The organism is Bacteroides salyersiae WAL 10018 = DSM 18765 = JCM 12988 (assembly GCF_000381365.1).
GTDB lineage: Bacteria > Bacteroidota > Bacteroidia > Bacteroidales > Bacteroidaceae > Bacteroides > Bacteroides salyersiae.
The window spans coordinates 249,076-269,073 of record NZ_KB905466.1 but is presented as its reverse complement, the minus strand read 5'-3'; the positions used below and the strand labels follow the sequence as shown (position 1 = coordinate 269,073).

The 19,998-nt window shown below is 41.5% G+C and carries 15 protein-coding genes; 10 read left to right on the top strand and 5 right to left on the bottom strand.

Going from position 1 to position 19,998, the window contains the following annotated elements:
• The first annotated feature begins 193 nt into the window (after positions 1 to 193).
• Both HMPREF1532_RS01070 and HMPREF1532_RS01065 read left to right on the top strand, forming a co-directional pair.
• Positions 194 to 1,168, top strand: coding sequence for a type I phosphomannose isomerase catalytic subunit (locus HMPREF1532_RS01070; protein WP_005923634.1), 975 nt, complete (start codon positions 194 to 196; stop codon positions 1,166 to 1,168).
• Between the two features lie 195 nt (positions 1,169 to 1,363).
• Positions 1,364 to 3,085 carry an ATP-binding protein gene (locus HMPREF1532_RS01065; RefSeq protein WP_005923631.1) on the top strand — a complete coding sequence of 574 codons (1,722 nt, stop codon included), beginning with the start codon at positions 1,364 to 1,366 and terminating at the stop codon, positions 3,083 to 3,085.
• A gap of 449 nt (positions 3,086 to 3,534) precedes the next feature.
• Here HMPREF1532_RS01065 and HMPREF1532_RS01060 read toward each other — a convergent pair whose 3' ends face one another.
• Positions 3,535 to 9,726 carry an FG-GAP-like repeat-containing protein gene (locus HMPREF1532_RS01060; RefSeq protein ID WP_005923628.1) on the bottom strand — a complete coding sequence of 2,064 codons (6,192 nt, stop codon included), beginning with the start codon at positions 9,724 to 9,726 and terminating at the stop codon, positions 3,535 to 3,537.
• Positions 9,727 to 9,926: 200 nt separating this feature from the next.
• On the opposite strand from HMPREF1532_RS01060, the gene HMPREF1532_RS01055 reads away from it, so the two are divergent.
• Positions 9,927 to 11,813 carry a tetratricopeptide repeat-containing sensor histidine kinase gene (locus tag HMPREF1532_RS01055; RefSeq protein ID WP_005923625.1) on the top strand — a complete coding sequence of 629 codons (1,887 nt, stop codon included), beginning with the start codon at positions 9,927 to 9,929 and terminating at the stop codon, positions 11,811 to 11,813.
• Between the two features lie 17 nt (positions 11,814 to 11,830).
• Entirely contained in the window at positions 11,831 to 12,469 is a 639-nt protein-coding gene (locus HMPREF1532_RS01050; protein ID WP_005923623.1) for a response regulator, read from the top strand.
• A gap of 198 nt (positions 12,470 to 12,667) precedes the next feature.
• On the opposite strand, the gene HMPREF1532_RS01045 is transcribed toward HMPREF1532_RS01050, so the two are convergent.
• From HMPREF1532_RS01045 to HMPREF1532_RS01030, 4 genes are all read right to left on the bottom strand, one after another.
• Positions 12,668 to 12,928, bottom strand: a complete 261-nt coding sequence (locus HMPREF1532_RS01045; RefSeq protein WP_005923616.1) for a hypothetical protein — start codon at positions 12,926 to 12,928, stop codon at positions 12,668 to 12,670.
• 3 nt (positions 12,929 to 12,931) lie between these two features.
• Entirely contained in the window at positions 12,932 to 13,294 is a 363-nt protein-coding gene (locus tag HMPREF1532_RS01040) for a phage holin family protein (protein WP_005923612.1), read from the bottom strand.
• Between the two features lie 27 nt (positions 13,295 to 13,321).
• Positions 13,322 to 13,528 carry a YtxH domain-containing protein gene (locus HMPREF1532_RS01035; protein WP_005923609.1) on the bottom strand — a complete coding sequence of 69 codons (207 nt, stop codon included), beginning with the start codon at positions 13,526 to 13,528 and terminating at the stop codon, positions 13,322 to 13,324.
• Between the two features lie 93 nt (positions 13,529 to 13,621).
• A complete protein-coding gene (locus tag HMPREF1532_RS01030) occupies positions 13,622 to 14,887 on the bottom strand; it encodes a DEAD/DEAH box helicase (RefSeq protein ID WP_005923606.1) in 1,266 nt (421 codons plus the stop codon).
• 246 nt (positions 14,888 to 15,133) lie between these two features.
• Here HMPREF1532_RS01030 and HMPREF1532_RS01025 point away from each other — a divergent pair, with 246 nt between their 5' ends.
• The 6 genes from HMPREF1532_RS01025 to HMPREF1532_RS01000 all read left to right on the top strand — a co-directional run bounded on the left by HMPREF1532_RS01025 (position 15,134) and on the right by HMPREF1532_RS01000 (position 19,934).
• On the top strand, positions 15,134 to 15,904 hold the full coding sequence (locus tag HMPREF1532_RS01025) for an SDR family NAD(P)-dependent oxidoreductase (protein WP_005923603.1): 771 nt from the start codon (positions 15,134 to 15,136) through the stop codon (positions 15,902 to 15,904).
• Positions 15,901 to 16,308, top strand: a complete 408-nt coding sequence (locus HMPREF1532_RS01020; protein WP_005923601.1) for a lipocalin-like domain-containing protein — start codon at positions 15,901 to 15,903, stop codon at positions 16,306 to 16,308. The genes HMPREF1532_RS01025 and HMPREF1532_RS01020 overlap by 4 nt, the downstream gene beginning before the upstream one ends.
• A 30-nt stretch (positions 16,309 to 16,338) precedes the next feature.
• Positions 16,339 to 16,839: an SPOR domain-containing protein gene (locus HMPREF1532_RS01015; RefSeq protein WP_005923597.1), complete on the top strand. Its 501-nt coding sequence runs from the start codon at positions 16,339 to 16,341 to the stop codon at positions 16,837 to 16,839.
• Positions 16,840 to 17,095: 256 nt separating this feature from the next.
• Positions 17,096 to 17,923, top strand: a complete 828-nt coding sequence (cysQ, locus tag HMPREF1532_RS01010) for a 3'(2'),5'-bisphosphate nucleotidase CysQ (protein WP_005923594.1) — start codon at positions 17,096 to 17,098, stop codon at positions 17,921 to 17,923.
• 16 nt (positions 17,924 to 17,939) lie between these two features.
• A complete protein-coding gene (locus tag HMPREF1532_RS01005; protein ID WP_005923593.1) occupies positions 17,940 to 19,496 on the top strand; it encodes an SLC13 family permease in 1,557 nt (518 codons plus the stop codon).
• A gap of 75 nt (positions 19,497 to 19,571) precedes the next feature.
• Positions 19,572 to 19,934 carry a four helix bundle protein gene (locus HMPREF1532_RS01000; RefSeq protein ID WP_005923591.1) on the top strand — a complete coding sequence of 121 codons (363 nt, stop codon included), beginning with the start codon at positions 19,572 to 19,574 and terminating at the stop codon, positions 19,932 to 19,934.
• Positions 19,935 to 19,998: the final 64 nt, after the last annotated feature.

Genomic DNA, 19,998 nt, shown 5'->3' with positions numbered 1-19,998 from the left:
ATGGATGGGCATTTAGGAAAGTTTAGCGTTTTGTTTCTTGTCTGTCGAAGCATATTTTGATAACGAATCCATAAATTTTTGCGGTTGATTTTAATTAAAAGCCTTGAATTTGTGTATTATTTGATATTTTTTGTAAGTTTGTCCTCGATTATTCATTGATTATTTTAATCTAAGTTTATAACAGAAAAACAAAATGTATCCGTTAAAATTCGAACCGATCCTGAAGCAGACACTTTGGGGAGGCGACAAAATTGTTCCGTTCAAGCACTTAAGTGATAACTTAACGGGAGTAGGGGAAAGCTGGGAGATCTCCGGCGTAGAAGACAATGAGTCTGTAGTGGCTAACGGCCCCGACAAAGGACTGACGTTGACCGATATGGTAAGGAAATATCGTGGCGAATTGGTTGGTGAAGAAAATTATGCCCGATTTGGCAATAAGTTTCCTTTGCTGATAAAATTCATCGATGCCAAGCAAGATCTTTCTATCCAGGTACATCCCAATGACGAGTTGGCGAAAAAACGTCATAACTCTATGGGAAAGACTGAAATGTGGTATGTGGTTGATGCAGATAAAGGTGCGAAACTTCGTTCCGGATTCTCAGAGCAGATCACACCGAAAGAGTATAAGGAACGCGTTTACAATAACACAATAACTGATGTTCTGCAAGAATATGAAATACATCCGGGAGATGTATTCTTCTTGCCTGCAGGACGTATTCACAGTATAGGTGCCGGCGCGTTCATTGCGGAGATTCAGCAAACGTCGGATATCACTTATCGTATTTATGATTTCAATCGTAAAGATGCCAATGGCAAGACGCGTGAATTGCATACCGATCTGGCACGTGAAGCCATCAATTACGAGGTACTCGACGATTACCGTACGAAATACGATGCTGTGAAAGATGAACCTGTAGAATTGGTTGCTTGTCCGTACTTTACTACTTCTATATATGATATGACCGAAGAGATCAGTTGTGACTATTCGGAGTTGGATTCGTTCGTAATCTTTATCTGTATCGAAGGAGTTTGTAAACTGAAAGACAATGAAAACAATGAGCTGACATTGCGTGCCGGTGAGACAGTTTTATTGCCTGCTTCAACAGAAGATGTCACAATTACTCCGGAAGAAGGAGGCAGTGTGAAGATTCTTGAGACATATGTATAAGAAATAAGACGGTCGGTATCGCTACATGATACGATCTCTCTGATGGGATTTCCCCTATTAGGCGTATTGCTTGATAGGGGATTTTTATTGTTCGCAATAATATAGGGTGTGAGAAGATATTCTGCTTGTTTATCATTTTAAATGCAAAAACTTTTGTAACTTTGTAACTGTTAGTGTAACAAAGAGTGATAGAATATGAAAATTCAAGCACGTATAACGATTCCCTATGCCGTGGCCAACTATGCCGAAATGCGTGACCGTGGTTTTTATTATGTGGATAAGACGGATTACATCCCACGTCTCGAGGCCTATAAAGCGCCCGTATTCCTGCGTCCCCGCCGTTTCGGGAAAAGCCTGCTGGTATCTACCTTAGCGCATTATTACGACCGTACATTGGCCCACCGGTTTGAGGATCTCTTTGGTGGAACATATATCGGAAGCCATCCTACACCGGAGCACAATCGTTATATGATCATTCGTTATGACTTCTCGGCAATGGTGATGGCTGATAATATGGAAGGGTTGGAACAGAACTTTAACGACTTGAATTGCAGCCCTGTGGAAATCATGGTATTACACAATCACGACCTCTTCGGCGATTTTAAATTCACAGCTCGTGGCAATGCTTCGAAAATGCTGGAGGAAGCCTTGGCTTATGCCCGTGGACACGGGTTCCCTCCGGTTTACATCCTGATAGACGAATACGATAACTTCACCAACCAGTTGCTGACCTCTTACAATGACCCGCTCTACGAGAAAGTAACCACTGCCGACAGCTTCCTGCGCACCTTTTTCAAGGTAATCAAAAAAGGTATCGGCGAGGGCAGTATCCGTACCTGTTTCTGCACCGGTGTGCTGCCTGTGACGATGGACGACCTGACCAGTGGATATAACATTGCCGAGATACTGACATTAGAATCCGATTTTATCAATATGTTGGGTTTTACCCATGCCGAAGCGGATGCTTATCTTCGCTACGTGCTCGACAAGTATACCGGAAGTCAGGAACGCTACGACGAAATATGGCAGCTCATCGTCAACAACTACGACGGTTACCGTTTCAGCCCCAAGGGGGAAAAACTGTTCAATGCAACGATACTGACGTATTTCCTGAAGAAATTTGCAGTCAATAAAGGTGAAGTTCCCGAAGAGATGATAGACGAGAACCTGCGCACCGACATCGGCTGGCTGCGACGGCTCACCCTTTCGCTGGAAAACTCGAAAGCCATGCTGGATGCATTAGTGATAGACAACGGATTATATTACAACGTAGCCGACCTCTCCAGCAAATTCAACAAGCAGAAGTTCTTTGACAAGAATTTCTATCCCGTCAGCCTTTTCTATTTAGGCATGACGACCCTGCAAAACAACTTCCGGATGGCACTCCCCAACCTGACCATGCGCAGCATCTATATGGACTACTACAACGTGTTGAACCGTATAGACGGCGGCGCCAACCGGTATGTCCCTACTTACGAACGCTTCGTTGACGAACGTGATTTTGAATCGCTTGTCCGGAATTATTTCGAGCAATACCTCGGCCAGTTCCCCGCGCAGGTGTTCGACAAGATCAATGAAAATTTCATCCGTTGCTCTTTCTTCGAGTTGGTATCCCGCTACCTGAGCAGTTGCTATACCTTTGCCATCGAACAGAACAATTCGGAAGGACGCGCCGACTTCGAAATGACCGGCATACCGGGCACGGATTATTACACGGACGACCGCCTGGTGGAATTCAAATATTACAAAGCCAAAGAGGCGGAAAAGATGTTAGCATCGGATGCGCCCCTGCCCGAACATGTGGAACAGGTGCACCGCTATGCCGAAGACACACTGCGGCATTTCCCGAATTATAAGGTGCGTACGTATGTGGTTTACATCTGTGCCAACCGAGGATGGAAATGTTGGGAGGTATAGAAGAAGGCGTATATATCCGGAGTAACTGTGAGGTGGTAGTACTGATATAGTTGTTGTATTGATAAGTATAGATAAACTACCTTTTGAAAAAACGGCAAAGCAAGATAGAACAGAGAAATGATGTTTTTAAGATAAAATATTGTATATCAAGTATATAATGTGGTATTTTATTAAGAAGAAGCATGCATATTCATCGGAAAAAGAAATTAATATTAACACTCTGTTAATATTAATTCTTTATAGCCATGAATACGTATTCTTGCACTTAAAGAATTAATGTTTTGTAGAACAGGAATTAATACTTGGAAAAGGTGATTAACAATGTTAAAAAAGAGACAATTGCCCCAAAGAAGATTATATCCGTTTGATACGGTCGAAACTTAAGTAAAAAAAGATCCCTGCTTCAACACCGAAGCAGGGATCTTTTTTTGAATAGAAGTTTTTTGAGTTTATTTTTTTATAAACCGTCGGGTAGTCACTTTGTCTTCGGATACAATCTTCAATAGATAGATGCCGGTGGAATAACTGCTACACGAAATGTTAGCTTCCGAGCTTGCTGTTTCTTCCATATAAAGCAATTGACCGTTTAAACTGACAATGTAAATTTTATTTTTATTTCCATTACCTTCGGGCATGTTTTTGATATATAACATATCCGTTACGGGTGAAGGATATATAAGAGTATTGTCTTCCTTTTCCAGTTCGTTTATCGAGGTCAGCCCATCTGCAGTGACGGTTATTTCCTTGTACACATTAGAACCATCGATCGCACTTGCCCGTACAGTTATTGAACCGTTTTTATCGCCTTTGGCAGTCAGTATTCCGTTCTGGTTGACAGTTGCAATGTCATTACCCGATACTATTGTCCAGTTGACCGCCCTGAATGTAGCATTTAACGGATAGATATCGGCAGTCAGATGGATGCTGGTTTGTTCCGGTGAAAGGGTTGGTTCTTCTGTTGAATGAACGATAATATCTTCTGCAAAAATTACATTGGCTGCACCGTCAGTACTGACAATATTTGAGCGTACGGTTGCTTTGCCGGCTCTGCTTTGTCGGCCGGTTTGCATCGGCTTCCAATTGTCTTCGTATTTGGCATCAAAGTCCAATGCATAGTAGAGGATGCCTGCGGGAGCATTGAGATCTGAGTAAGAGGTGTTATTGCCCGAGATCTCTGCTATTACGGTCAGGTTATTTGGGGTGGTACCTCTTAAGATACGGTATGTCTCTATGGGCGCTCCTTCGTATTGGCTCCAAGTAACATTCCATCCATTACCTGTACCTTTGTTTATCATGGCATGTACACCTTGGTGAGGTGTGCCAGGAGTGGTTTCTGCACCATAATTGGTTTGCAATGTCAGACGATAGCGCGATGCTTGAACTTGCGGGTTGGATGTCATATCTACAAAGCTCGTTTGCGAAACAGGGACGGTAGCTAATAAATAGAAGTCATTGTACTTGCTTCCTTCTTTGTAGATGTTTACATTGCTGACAAATGCAGGGATTGCAGTCGGGTACTGCCAGGATATGCTGTATTTTCCGGTGGCAGGATCTACTGTAATCAGGTTGATTTCCTGTCGGGACAGTTCGTCTGCGACTGTAATACTCTTGTCACAAGTAGCGATGCCGCAAGGAGTAGAAACAGACAGGCGCAATACGAAATTGCCGGTGCTCATAAAGGTTGCTTTTGCTTGGTTGCTGTTTCCGTTGCGTACGATGCGAACCGGTGGAACTCTGTATTCGCCCAGTGCTTTGAAATCACTTCCGTCTTTGCTGACTTCCCATGAATATTCGTAGTCGCCTTCCGGCAAAGTCATCGGTGTTTCGGCAACGAGCAGTGCTTGCGAAGGGATAGAGAATTCCGGGTTGATGGCGGGAGCTACCCAAATTTCGGCAGTAGACGTTACCCCGTCGGAAGTAACGGATATCTGTTTCTTGCCTTCCGTATCCCAAACTACCTCATACTGTATTTCTTTACCATAGTCCGTATAGAATATCTGTTTTCCTCCGTCCCAATCCCAAGTAATGCCGGATGAACTGGCATTGCCGGTGTAGGCGACTATGGCAGATGTTCCTGCGCAAACGGATAACGGCAGTCGCATCTGTGGATTGGATTCTACCGTCAGCAGATAGGGTTCGGAGAAGAGAGAGGTAGCGTTCCATCCATCAATAGCCTGTATCTGTATTTCGTAAGTTCCGGTAGGAAGTACTGATAGGGGGATGGAATATTCTGTAGCGTTAGGATACATATAGTAGGGTATGATAGCCGCTTCTGCTTTCAGGTCATTCATTGGAGAAAGGATGAATGCTCCTGCACCGGTCGAACCCTGTTTTTTTACACTGATGTTATAACGCATCTGGGTATAAGGTGTTTCAGCATCTTTTGCCGCATCCCATTGCAGCGTGACGAATTTTTCGGTTTGATTACTACGGATGTTTGTAGGTTTTTCCGGATGGGTATTGGTGATGCTTGTGTTGTTTCTGAAGTAAGTATAGTTTCCATAGTCCGTGTCAATAAAATCCGGTATTCCGTCCCCATTCAGGTCTATTTCAAGAGCAGCCTTATATCGTCCAATACCATCATAATTATATCTGTTATCTCCAAAATTCATCATCTTTGTCTCCAAATCATTGTAGAAATAGAGAATAGAGGCATTTTGGGAAGAATATAAAGCAATGTCGAGAAATCCGTTGTTATCGAAATCAAAAATATTTCCGATTTCTACCTTATATAAGTCCATTGGCAGGATGATTTCTTTAACTTCATCGAAAGTTTCATTCTTGTTGTTCAATGCGATGAGAATGCTTTGGGCGTTTTTCTGAATGATGAGATCGGAATAGCCATCATTGTTCATGTCGGCAACGGCTGAGATGGTGAACCTTTCTTTGTCTGCAAAATGCGAAGTATCTGTTATTGGAATTTGTTGCCGCGTTATTGTTCCATCTCCATTGTTTATGTAGACTTCTACATTAGCGTCACTTTTGAAATAGTTACTGACTCCATCATAAAAACCATCTTTGTTTAAGTCTGTAATGAAAGGCATTTCATAACTCATGTAAGAACCGACATAGCCTATCTCAACCGGTGCAAAATCCATATCATTTCCGAGATTTATTTCAGTGCGACTGCCGGTATTATAGTCCATGTGTCCGTCGTGGTTAAAATCTAAATAGTATTTTCCGTCACTAAAAGAGCGATTCTCGAAAGTCTCTACAGAAAGTACTTTGTCTCCTTCGTTAATGCAATGATACAGATAGTCTTTGTGTTGACTGGAGTTATAGGCGGAATATACAATATCCGGCAGGCCGTCTTTGTTTATATCGGTGATATACATGTCTTCGTCGAAAGAGAGATTTGTATTGTATATCTTTTTGATTTTATTGTATGTGTCTTTGCTGTCATACTCATGTACTCCATTACTTGTGAGTAACTCCATTGTGCCATCACCATTCATGTCTATGGCTCCATATACCACTGTATAGTCTTTCGGTGTGAGTGTCAGTGTATCTAAAACTATTTTATTAGAAAAGATATAGATGTTTTCGTCTGTCGTTGCTGATACTTCTCCTTTGGTACTGATTGTTTGCAGCGAAATACGTTTCTTGCCGGGAGTAGTAAACCGTATCTGGTAGACAGAACTATTATTACTTTCGGAAATGACGGTTGCATCTGCCATATCCCACTTATACTCTAAAGAAGGATCTTTAGGCGCGAGCAAGGCCAAGGTTATTGTATCGCATACCGTTCTCTCGTCGGATAAGCGGAATCCGAAACCGGATTGTGACTTTTCAAATATCGTTTCCTCCGACCACATAGAACCGTTATGCATCGGGTCGATGGCTTGTATCGCGATATAATATTTTCCGGCATTCCATCCCGAGGCATCCAAGATACGGTCAAGGTTGTATCCCATGTTGCCATCCAATAGATTTAACCGCATTCCGTCTTCTTTGGCGTGGGCATAGTAGATATCTCCCTTGCCCGGCTCGGTGCCAATGCGTAATGCGTAAGTTAAATCAACGGAAGAGGATTCTGTGTCTTTTCCGAGTTGCCAGTTTACTTTTAGGAATCCCGTAGAAGGTTCGAACAAATAAGAGGGCTTTTCCGGCTTTTGCGGAGCTTGATTAGCGGTAATATCAGGCAAGAGATCTTTTACAGAGTAAACGTAATCATTGGTCATTATGTCGTAATAACCATCATTGTCGATGTCTGCCACTTGTATGCGATATTCATCTTTAGACTCTGGCAAGTGGATAAGAGGAGTAGGCTGAAGTTCGAATTGCATTTTATTATTGCCTTTCAGCAGCAGCACGTCATTGACTACGTTGGGTTTTGCATATTGGGCCACAATATCATAATATCCGTCATGGTCGATATCTGCACAAGCCCTAAACGTCAGTGCTTCGTCAAAAGCCGTTTCGTGCATTTTGAATTTACCTTTTCCGTCGTTTTCCATAACGACAAGATAGGCTGCTCCGTTGGATTCCAGATAACTGAACGGCAACAAGATGTCTATATCTCCGTCTTTATCAAAGTCATAGCACCACACTTGCTGATCCATACTCAGATTGCTGATGAGTTGTTGTGTCTTCTCTGTTCCATCTGATTGGTATACATGTGCAGTAACGGTTTTACTGGCAGGCTCATAAACGATATAATCTAATCGTTGGTCGTTGTTTAAGTCTCTAAAGTAAATGGCACCTCCCATTGGCAATCCCACATATTTATCTTTTGCTACATACAATAGGATTTCTCCGGTACCGGTGTTTACGATATCTGGATAGCCGTCTTTGTTGAAATCGATATTGCTTGTCTGATAACCCATGCTGCCGGTGTATTCTCCTTTTCCACCGATAAACATGTCTTTTCCGCTAAGGAATGCGTCATTTTTATTTTGAACGACCACTCCGCTATAATTTCCGTTTTGTGACCATTCGTCATTTGTTTTGTCACGGTTGAGATATTCATCTTGCGTTAATATCTCTAATTGGTGAATTTCGAACGAGCCATCTATCAGTTGTACGGCAACTTTAGAATGGGGTAACAAAAAATCCGTTAATCCATCATTATTGTAATCGCAGGGGACAAAAATTTCTCCGGACTTTCCGGTTATACGGGATGTTCCCCAAGATTCAAATATTTGAGAATCTTTGTTTTCACCTTGTTCATCGTTTGTGTAGACTTTGTAGTTAAAAGAATGATTCTCATAGTTACCTCGTAATATGCCTCCACAATAGTCAATGGCCTTGTCGTTGTTTATATTGCAAGGCATCAGGCTACTGATACCCTCTGGAAGATCCTCGTATTTCAGCGTCCTGCCATTTATTAATTTGTATTTCCCATAATATATCCAATAATTTCTGTATATCTCTTGTCCGAAACAGAATTCCATTTGTCCGTCTCTATCTTCGTCATACCAGTAATTCAAGTCGAATTGCATGGTTCCTCCGTTAGTTGTCCCGGCAAAGAATTTACTGATTACTACTGTAGGTGTTTTTCCTTTTTTGGTTGCTACTGCTTTAAAACCGGGTATCATTTTGTATGTGCCCGTGGGCAAAGTGCCAAGGTCGACCGTAGCTATTCCATTGGTAGTAGTAATGAGGGTTTCTTTATTTATGTTATTTTGATCTATAAAATATAGCTCTATGTTTTCCATGGAAGAGCTTGCTATTTTAAAGGAAACCGCTCCTTTTGTGCCGTTTTCACTTATTGATAAAGAAACTTCCGGTAACCAGCAAAAGGCAGTTTGGCCGGCTTCGCATTCTTCTCCCGATAGAGTATAGGTGTCATCGCTGACAGTCCAGTTCAAGTCATTACTAAAACCGTTTATAGTTAGTGCACCTATCTGTCCGTTATAACTGCTTTGTATCTTCAAATAATGAATGTCTTTTGATAAGATGATATTGCTTGTGGGGCTGGCATTGTTGGCATAGCCGAGCGGATTGTACGTTTCTCTATCTGTCCCACCGTAAATAGTGAAACTGCCAACTATTCCGCTGATATATAATGAACCGCCTTCTTCCGGTAAGTTAATTCTGGGGGATTGTAAAGCGATTCTACTGCCATTGATGAGCGGAGTTGTAGTCCCCCAATTCCCATTTGTCAGTAGCCAACCGGTAGCTTGTGGCTCTAAAGTATAAGGAAATTGCGAGATCGGGCTTTTATCAGTAGTTCCTGCTTCACCGACAATCAGATCCTTTACTGTAAGCACTTCTACCGACGCGATAGAATGATAACTGGAAAATCTGAATTGGCAACATTCCTTGTCTATTTTGAAAGTTACTATTCTTTTTCCCTCAAGCACCGAACTGCTGAAGAGAACATTCCCTTGCTTATCTAATGTTTCAAAGCGAAAGTTTTCTCCTGTAAATGTAATTTCCGGATGATCGAGCGATGAGAAATCAAAAAGTGGTGAGACTACATAAGATCCTAATCCTGTTCCGCTAAACCCATAGATCGGTTTGCCCATGGAGGAGGTGACAATCCAGTCATACCCTTCTTCCAAAGTCCATTTGCTATAAGATTCGGGAGACAGTTCATAAGGAAATTCATTAATCACATTCTGTCCCTGCACCGATTCGATATTGTAACCGCTTCCCAATAGAAGTAGAAACAACCATGTGGTAATTTGTTCTTTCATAAGCTTAAGAAAAAATTAGTAATATTATTGATTGCAACAAAGGTAGGTCAATTACATATGCGTCATTGTCACCCAAAAGGGTGATTTTGCATTGTTCGCCCGATTAGGCGGTTAAAAGTATGAACTTGATAAGGGATGTATGTAGAAAAATATGCTACTTTTGTCTCGCTAAAAAACAAAACTAAAGTTTATCTTATATTATGAGGAAGCAATTTCTATTGGCTATATGTTTATTGGTAGGAATTACAGGTGTTTTGGCGGAGGTAAGATCTTCGGATGTGATTATAGAGAATTTATGTAAACAGGGAGAAAGGTGCATGGATGAAGCGAAATATGATTCATCTTTCTATTTCTACAATGCGGCCCTAAGTCAGAATGGAGTGAAAAGTACAGATTGGTATGCGAAAATAATCAATGGAAGAGGGCTTTTATATTATACAACAGGCGATATGGACAGTGCCCTTGCAGATAAGTTGGAGGCTGTTCGATTGCTGAACCGGAAAGAGCATCCGGATCTTGAAGGATTGGTTGATGCTTACAGTACGCTCGGCATTATTTATCGTCGCCGTCAGATGCCGGATTCGGCTCTTGTCTATTATGAAAAAGCTTTGGATTCGGCCGAGAAGCTTGGAAATGATGAATGGCTTGCCAATATTTATAATAATCTTGCTGTGTTTTATGCCAATAATAAGCGGCTGGACGAAGCATTGACCTACATTCGTAAGGCTATCTTTTATGTAGAGCAAACGGATAATGCTTCGGATATCGTCTTTGCATATCAGATAGAGTGTTCTATATATATGTTAAGGAAGGAGTCGGAGCGGGGGATACCTTCTCTCAGAAAAGCCATTGCGGTTGCTTCAGAGCACAACCTTCCACGGGCAGAGTTGCGTTGTTTGCCCAATATAATGGCGATGTATTCCAACCGGCAGGAAAAAGATTCGGTAATGTACTATATGCGCCGAGGCGATGAATTGCTTAAAATAACACCGCCGGAAACAGTGGAAGGGTTGGGCTTTATTGAAATGAAAGCGCGATTATTACTGGAATATGGGCAGTATAAAGAAGCCGTCAAGTGGTTGCGGTATCTTAAAAATATTCCACAGAACGAACAGACGGCCATAGATGCGCTCTATTTAAGAATGGCAAAATGCTATCAGAACCTTGGAGAAAAGGATAAAGCATATGTTTATATGGATAGTGCTCGTATGTGGACCGATTCGCTTGCCCGGCGAAAGGTGGAAACGCAACTGTCGGATTTTTCCGCTAAATATGAAACTCGTGAAAAAGAATTGGAAATAGCTCGTCTGCAACAAGAACAACTTAAACAGGAAGCAAATAGAATGGCAATGGGAATTATCGGTACAATACTTATAGCGGTGTTGGCTATCAGCATTATTATCGCAACGCAAAAAAGAAAACAGATTGAGAAAAATATGAAGCTTTTGGAACAGGAAAGCGATTTGAAAGCTGCCAGAAAATACATTGAAGGACTGGAAAGTGAACGTAAACGTTTCGCCAAAGAACTGCATGACGGGGTAGCTAACGATCTTTTAGGATTACAGATGAAATTGAGTTCGGTGGGAGACAATCCGGATGAAAAGGAGGAAATGGTGAAGTCTGTAAATGAGCTTAGGCAGAATGTCCGCAATATTTCTCATGAATTGATGCCACCCGAATTCAATCATTTAAGTATCGATAAGATTATCGGTTACTATCTGACCGATATGCAGAAAACATATGGATTCGTGTTGGCTTACGAAGCAGCTTCGGACACATGTTGGGAACGGATTCCACAAGAAACTGCTTACGAAGTATACCGTATAACCCAAGAATTGATGACGAATATTGCCAAACATGCCGGAGCACACTCAGTCAGTGTATCACTCAGTGCTGTGACCGATGAAAAATATCGGTTGAGGATAGAGAATGATGGCAATGCTTTCTCTGCTGCTATGGCTGCGGATGCGACAAATAAGCAAGGAGGTATCGGTATACGTACAATTCAAGACCGTGCCAAATCGATATCGGCCGTTTTTGAAACATTGAACGAAAGTGGAAGAACGGTTTTCTTGCTTACGTTTTAATCTAAAAGAGGTGGTGTATGGAAGTGGAATGCTGTGAAATACTGGTTGTCGATGATCATCCGATTGTTTTAGAGGGTATAAAGAAGATAGCTTCTGCATTGGAAGGTGTGAAATGCGATGGTATTATGGAAGTGGAACAACTGGAACATTATTTTTCTGTGCGTTCTCCTTATAATATGTATATATTAGATCTTGAATTTCCCCAAGCGGATGGTTTCAGTGTACTCCGAATGCTTCGCGATAAGGCACCGGATAGTCGTATTCTGATCTATACGATGCATGAAGAGCCTTGGATGCTGGCTAAACTTATTGATGCCGATATTGATGGCTTGGTTTCGAAGAATGCAGATTTGTCGGAGCTACAAAAAGCGATTTCTACTTTGCGGAGTGGAGAAACTTATTTCAACGAGGTGTTTCTCGATATGATCCGGCATGGAAAAGAGTTTTATATCTGTACGGAGAATAAAGGGCCGAACCTTTCCTCACGGGAAAAAGAGATACTGGCATATATCGTTAAGGGATTCAATAACAAGCAAATATCAGAATTAATCTATCTCAGTGAAAATACGATTAAAACTTATCGCAAACGCTTGATGATTAAGATAGGGGCAAAGAATGCTGCCGATCTTGTCTTTAAGGGAAAAGATTTTTTATGATATGATAAATCGGGATGAAAGAGAGGGTCGGAAGAATATATACTCTTGTCATATAGAAGTATATATTCTTACACTACAAAAGTATATACTCTTGCCATGTAAAAGTGTACATCCTTATAAATGCTGGTTATCTGCTGGTTATGGCTGTAAATTGATTGTGCCAATGGCTGCTGAATTGTAGCTCTTGATAGATTTTTCCTAATTTCTTCTGAAGAAGCGACGGACTTGTTTTAGTATTTTCCATCCTAACATGACTCCGTCGAAGACCGCCATTCCTGTATTGAACGATCTCATCAGCGCATCTCCTTTAGAAGCGGCAGGTGCAAGTGGTGCAAATATTCTTCGCGTAGTCCGGCTCATTGCCCTTTTTTGTTCCCGTATTTCTTCCAGTTTCTCCGCTTTGAGCCGGGCGATGTATTCTAATGTGATTGTCTGAGGTTTTTGTTGCTGATTGTTCATGACTTATTCCTTTGAATCGTTAAGAAACAGACCGGCAAGGAAGTTTACCATCGGGGAGATGATGAGTTTCTTGCGGAAAATAATGACAATGGCAATTAGTAAGATGTTGATAGCCGCAATAATGCCGAAACTTACCATGAGACCGCCTACCAATGGCTCTAAAATATATGCCAAGGCGAATAAAAAATAAAACAGAGCCACCATCCCGAGAATGATAAGTACCAAAACCATAATTAGGGTGGAAAGGAGTATAGTCAGCTTTTCCGTTAATTCCAGTTTGGTGTATTCTTTTTGGAGTTCCAGATATTTTTTGAACTCGAAAAATAATTGCTGGAAGTTTTCAATACTTTTGTCGTCTGCAAACATGATGGCTCTGTTTTTTTGGGTTCTTCTTTAATCGGTTACTTCTTTCAGTTCGGCTGCAATTTCGTCAACGAGGTTTTCCATTTCGCTACGATTCAGTTTGATACCTTTCTTACGAAGAATTTCTGCGATTTTATGACGAGTATCTTCTCCTTTTTCCGGAGCAAACAAGATACCAAGGGCTGCACCTACGGCTGCACCACCCAAAAAAGCTGCTAATACATTAAGTCCTTTCATAATTCTAATGTTTTAAAATGATAATACTACAAATATAACATTTTTATTGATAAGGATGTTCTGTAAGGCATGATTTTTTTGAGTCTTTTCCGATTATTTTTTTTGTTCTCTTTTGGGTACCTGTTTCTTTCTACGCCAGAAATCGCCATTGGAACGGCTTCCACGGTAAACTTTATTTTCTTTGGCTTTAGCTTTGATCTCTTCTGTTTTCACCTCTTGCGCTTTCATGCCTTCGTTGGTGATGAACGGATGTTCGCTCACGACCGGGATTGTTTTTCCGATCAGCTTCTGAATATCCTTTAAATAAGGGATTTCTTCCGATTCGCAGAAAGAAATGGCGATACCTTCGTGTCCGGCACGACCGGTACGGCCGATGCGATGTACGTAAGTTTCCGGGACATTGGGGAGTTCGTAGTTGATGACATGTGACAGTTGGTCCACATCGATGCCACGTGCCGCAATGTCTGTTGCTATCAGTACACGAAGCGTGTGGTTCTTAAATTCGGTCAAAGCTCGTTGACGGGCATTCTGCGATTTGTTGCCATGTATGGCTTCGGCGCGTATTCCCGCTTTTGTCAAGGTGCGTGCCAATTTGTCGGCGCCGTATTTGGTACGTGTAAAGATCAAAACCGATTCGACAGACTTGTCTTTCAGCAGATGCAGAAGCAAGTCTTTCTTCTCTTTCTTTTCTACAAAATACACATGTTGTGCAATGGTATCTACAGTAGAGGATGCCGGAGTTACTTCTACTTTTTCCGGATCGGTCAGCATAGAGTTGGCCAAAGTTTCGATTTCCGGAGGCATAGTGGCGGAGAAGAAAAGCGTCTGTCGTTTTGCCGGCAGGAGTTTCAGTATGCGTCTAATGTCATGGATAAAGCCCATGTCGAGCATACGGTCGGCTTCGTCCAAAACAAAAAAGTCGAGAGTTTTGAGCGAAATGAATCCTTGAGTGATCAAGTCTAATAAGCGACCCGGAGTCGCTACTAAGATTTGTACTCCATTGCGCAACGCATCTGTTTGAGGTTTTTGACCTACTCCGCCGAATATCACTGCGTGTTTCAGTCCCGTGTACCGACCGTATGCTTCGAAACATTCGCCTATTTGGATGGCGAGTTCACGTGTAGGAGTAAGTATCAATGCTTTTATTCCTTTACGGTGGTCCGTTTTATATAGTTTTTGCAAGATAGGGATCGAAAAAGCTGCTGTTTTTCCGGTGCCGGTCTGTGCGCATCCTAATAAATCTTTTCCTTGGAGTAAAACGGGGATCGACTGTTCTTGTATGGGGGTGGGAGAGGTGTATCCCTCTTCTTGAAGAGCTTTAAGTATGGGCTCTATCAGATTTAAATTTTCAAATATCATGTGAAAAAATTGAATGAGCCTCGCGGCTCTGTTATATTTATTATAGGACAAAATAATGCAAACGAATACAGAGTCAAATTTGCTTGAACTGTGCTGAAGTGCACTTGTTTTATGCAAAGATACGCCAACTTGTGTGGTAAATACTTTTATATCGATTGGTTTAATCTTATTTAACTAAGAGAAAGGTCGAAAGATAGCGGGTTAAGCCGTACTTTTGTTGCTCAATTCTATATAATAGATAACAATATGAGAGGTAAGATTGTTTTTATAACCGGGGCAAGTAGCGGAATTGGTGAAGGTTGTGCCCGGAAGTTTGCTTCACAGAGTTCGGATGTGATACTTAATGCCCGTAACGTTGCTAAATTGGAAGAGTTGAAAAAGGAACTGGAGAAGGCTTATGGTATTCGGGTGTTTTTGTTACCTTTCGATGTGCGTGACCGTAAGGCGGCAGTTGATGCATTGGCTTCGCTGCCCGAAGATTGGAAAGCCATTGATGTATTGGTAAATAATGCAGGTCTTGTAATCGGGGTGGATAAAGAATTTGAAGGAAATCTGGATGAATGGGATGTTGTTATAGATACGAATATAAAAGCTTTGTTAGCGATAACCCGTCTGGTTGTTCCCGGAATGGTGGAACGTGGACGCGGACACATTATTAATATCGGTTCTATTGCGGGGGATGCCGCTTATCCGGGTGGTAGTGTGTATTGTGCTACTAAAGCGGCAGTCAAAGCTTTGTCGGATGGATTACGTATCGACTTGGTGGATACTCCGTTGAGGGTGACAAATGTGAAGCCGGGCATGGTGGAAACGAATTTTACAGTAGTGCGTTATCGTGGTGATAAACAGGCGGCCGACAATTTTTATAAAGGAATTCGTCCGCTTACCGGAGAGGATATTGCGGAAACGGTATATTTTGCAGCTTCGGCACCCGAGCATATTCAGATAGCGGAAGTGTTGGTGATGCCTACCTATCAGGCTACAGGGACAATCTCCTATAAAAAGAAAATGGAATGATGAGAAAATGGTTATACGTTGTTTTATGTCTGTCTTTGCTGTTTTCTGTGGCAACGGCCTGTTCGGACGATGAAGATAAGCTGACTAATAAATGGCAGTTGAGGCGTTATGAATTTCCGGACGGCACAACGCAAACGGTGGATAGCGTATTTTATAATTTTCAGAAAGGTAGTTTTTCGGCCATTTGTTTGTTGGCAGATGGCAATTATCAAACCTTTTTTGGGAATTATTCTTTGCAGGATGATAAAATTTCTATTATTTTGCTGCCTGAATACGGTGGACCGGAATATGATAAGTATATAGGATGGGAAGAAAATAAGCGTATATTCCATGTGGATGAACTTTCTTCTTCTTCGCTTCGGCTTAATTATGAGGGGATTGTATCGGTCTTTAGAAAATATTAAAGTGAAATTATTAACTCAAAAATGTAGATTATGAAAAAATTAGTAGTATTGGGAATGGGTGTATGCATGGTACTGGCATTTGCTTCCTGTAAATCAAGCGAAAGTGCATATAAGAAAGCATACGAGAAAGCAAAACAACAAGAACTGGCAGAACCTCAGGTAGAAGCTCCGGTAGAAGTGACTCCGGTTGTTGCTGCTCCGGTAGAAGTGAAAAAAGCTACTGATGCGGCTAATGGTGTCCGTCAGGAAAAGGTGACGGTCGTATCGGGCAATGGAGATAACCTGAAAGATTATAGCGTGGTATGCGGCAGCTTTGGATTGAAGGCAAATGCCGAAGGTTTGAAGGAATTTTTGGATGCCGAAGGTTACAACGCGACAATTGCATTCAATGCAGAGTCTGCAATGTATCGTGTGATTGTAAGTACTTTCGCTGATCGTGCTTCTGCTGCACAGGCTCGTGACGCATTTAAAGCTAAATATCCTAACCGTAAAGACTTCCAGGGTGCCTGGTTGCTTTATCGGGTATTTTAATAATTTCTTTTTGGTAATATCGGAAGTGGGAAAGCACCCTTCCGGAACAAGGGCAGTAGCTGGGAAGTTACTGCCTTTTTCACAAATATCTCTTTCCTTATTTTAGTAATATTTGGTAATATTAGCCATACTGCTAAAATAAGTTATAAATGATAGTGTGGAAACTTTGGGAGAAAATAAAGTTTTTACTTTTGTAGCTCTTTATAGAATGAAATAGTATGCCTTGTTGGAAACAGGGTTATAATAAGATAACAAGATGGAACAGAAATATTTATTTGTTGCTGTTGATGCGGCCCTGAGAGCAGGTGAAAAGATACTTTCTATTTATAATGATCCGAAGTCGGATTTTGAGATAGAGAGGAAAGCCGATAACTCCCCTTTAACAATTGCTGACCGTAAGGCACATGAAACGATTGCCATGATCCTGAATGAAACTCCTTTTCCTGTGTTGAGTGAAGAGGGAAAGCATTTGGATTATGAAGTGCGTAAAGGTTGGAATACGCTTTGGATTGTCGATCCGTTGGATGGGACAAAGGAATTTATAAAGCGTAACGGAGAATTTACCGTTAACATAGCATTGGTTTATGAGGGCATTCCCGTGTTGGGGGTTATTTATCTTCCGGTAAAACAGGAACTATATTTCGCCGAAGAGTCTTTGGGCGCTTATAAGCTTTCGGGAATTACCGCTTTGGATGATTCTGCCTCTTTGGATAAGTTGATAGCTTCTTCTGTTCGTTTGCCCGGGAAAGACTCCCGGAAAGATCATTTTGTAATTGTAGCTTCCCGCTCGCATCTTACCCCTGAAACAGAAACATATATTAATGAGATGAAACGGAAACATGCGGATGTTGAACTGATTTCGAGTGGAAGTTCGATAAAAATATGTCTGGTTGCCGAAGGAAAGGCAGATGTATATCCCCGTTTTGCTCCGACGATGGAGTGGGACACTGCTGCCGGGCATGCCATTGCACGGGCTGCTGGTATGGAAGTTTATCAGGCCGGCGAAGAGTGGCCGCTACAATATAATAAGGAGGATTTGCTGAATCCTTGGTTTATTGTAGAGAAGAAAAGAGTAAATCACTAATTGATTTGTACCGATTATGACATTTGAAATTGTATTTGTACTACTATCGCTATTGGGAATGGTGATTGCTCTTATTATGGACAAGATGCGACCAGGCATGGTACTCTTTTCGGTAGTGGTACTTTTTCTTTGTGCCGGCATTCTTAGTCCGAAAGAGATGCTTGAAGGGTTTAGTAATAAAGGGATGATTACTGTTGCCATGCTTTTCTTGGTAAGTGAAGGTGTTCGCCAATCGGGAGCATTGGGGCAAGTTATCAAAAAACTGCTTCCGGAGGGTAAAACGACTGTTTTTAAGGCACAACTTAGAATGTTGCCTTCTATCGCTTTTATTTCTGCTTTTCTGAACAATACTCCGGTCGTTGTTATTTTTGCTCCTATTATTAAACGGTGGGCACGGGCTGTTCATCTTCCGGCTACTAAATTTTTGATTCCTCTTTCTTATGTTACTATTTTGGGAGGTATCTGTACATTGATCGGTACTTCTACCAATTTGGTTGTGCATGGTATGATTCTTGAAGCCGGATATGAAGGTTTTACGATGTTCGAGTTGGGGAAAGTCGGTATTTTTATTGCTATTGCGGGTATTATTTATCTTTTTGTTTTTTCTAAGAAGCTCTTGCCTGATGCACGTCCGGATACCGCTGTGCCTGATGAAGAGGTGGAAAAAGGAGAGAATTTGCATCGTGTGGAGGCTGTTTTGGGAGCTCGTTTTCCAGGTATTAATAAAACTTTGGCTGAGTTTAATTTTCAGCGTCATTATGGAGCGGAAGTGAAGGAGATAAAAACCCGTAACGGACAACGGATTATTGATAATCTTAATGAGGTGGTGCTCCGTGAAGGCGATACTTTGGTAGTGATGGCTGATGAAACATTTGTTCCTACTTGGGGAGAGTCTTCGGTCTTTGTGCTGCTTGCTAATGGAAAAGACACCGAGCCTGTTCCCGGAAAGAAAAAACGTTGGTTTGCTTTGATTCTGCTTATTCTGATGATTTTGGGTGCCACGGTGGGTGAGTTGCCGGTGACGCAGGAGATGTTTCCGAATATTAAATTAGACATGTTTTTCTTTGTTTCGGTTACTACTATCATAATGGCGTGGACTAAGATATTTCCTGCGCGCAAGTATACCAAATACATTTCATGGGATATTCTGATTACGATTGCCTGTGCCTTTGCTATTAGCAAGGCGATGGTGAATTCGGGTGTAGCCGATGGCGTAGCTGCTTATATAATCAGTTTGAGCAACGATTATGGTCCTCACGTTTTGTTGGCTATCCTGTTTATCATAACCAATCTGTTTACAGAGCTTATTACAAACAATGCGGCAGCGGCTTTGGCATTCCCGCTGGCACTGGCTATTTCCCAACAGTTGGGAGTCGATCCGACACCATTCTTTGTGGTTATCTGTATGGCGGCTTCTGCCAGCTTTTCAACTCCTATCGGCTATCAGACAAATCTGATCGTGCAAGGTATCGGCAACTATAAATTTACGGATTTTGTTCGTATAGGTTTGCCGCTAAATATCATAACTTTCCTTATATCTGTATTTCTGATACCCCTAATTTGGCCCTTTTAGAGTTGAAAGTTGAGAGTTGAAAGTTGAAAGTTTGGAGGAGATAGGGAGTTGAAAGTTGAAAATGAGAACAAAGAAATGGGGAAGAGTATAGTTAGGGAGAAAGCTTTTGTTTTTGCTATTCGTGTAGTGAGACTTTATAAGTTGCTGTGTGAAAGAAATGAATATGTATTATCGAAACAGATGTTACGTAGTGGTACTGCCATTGGTGCTTTGTTGAAAGAAGCAGAACATGCACAATCTGTTGCAGATTTCATAAATAAAGTCAATATAGCTTTAAAAGAAGCCAATGAAACAGAATATTGGCTGATGTTGTTAAAAGAAACAGATTATATATCGGAAACGGAATATGAATCGATGAATGAAAATTGTAGTGAATTGATTAAACTGACAGCCAGTATTGTAAAAACGACTAAAAATAACCTATATGGAGCAAAATAATAATGAAATAGAAAAGAATGATGGGAACGAAGAACTTTCAACTTTCAACTCTCAACTTTCAACT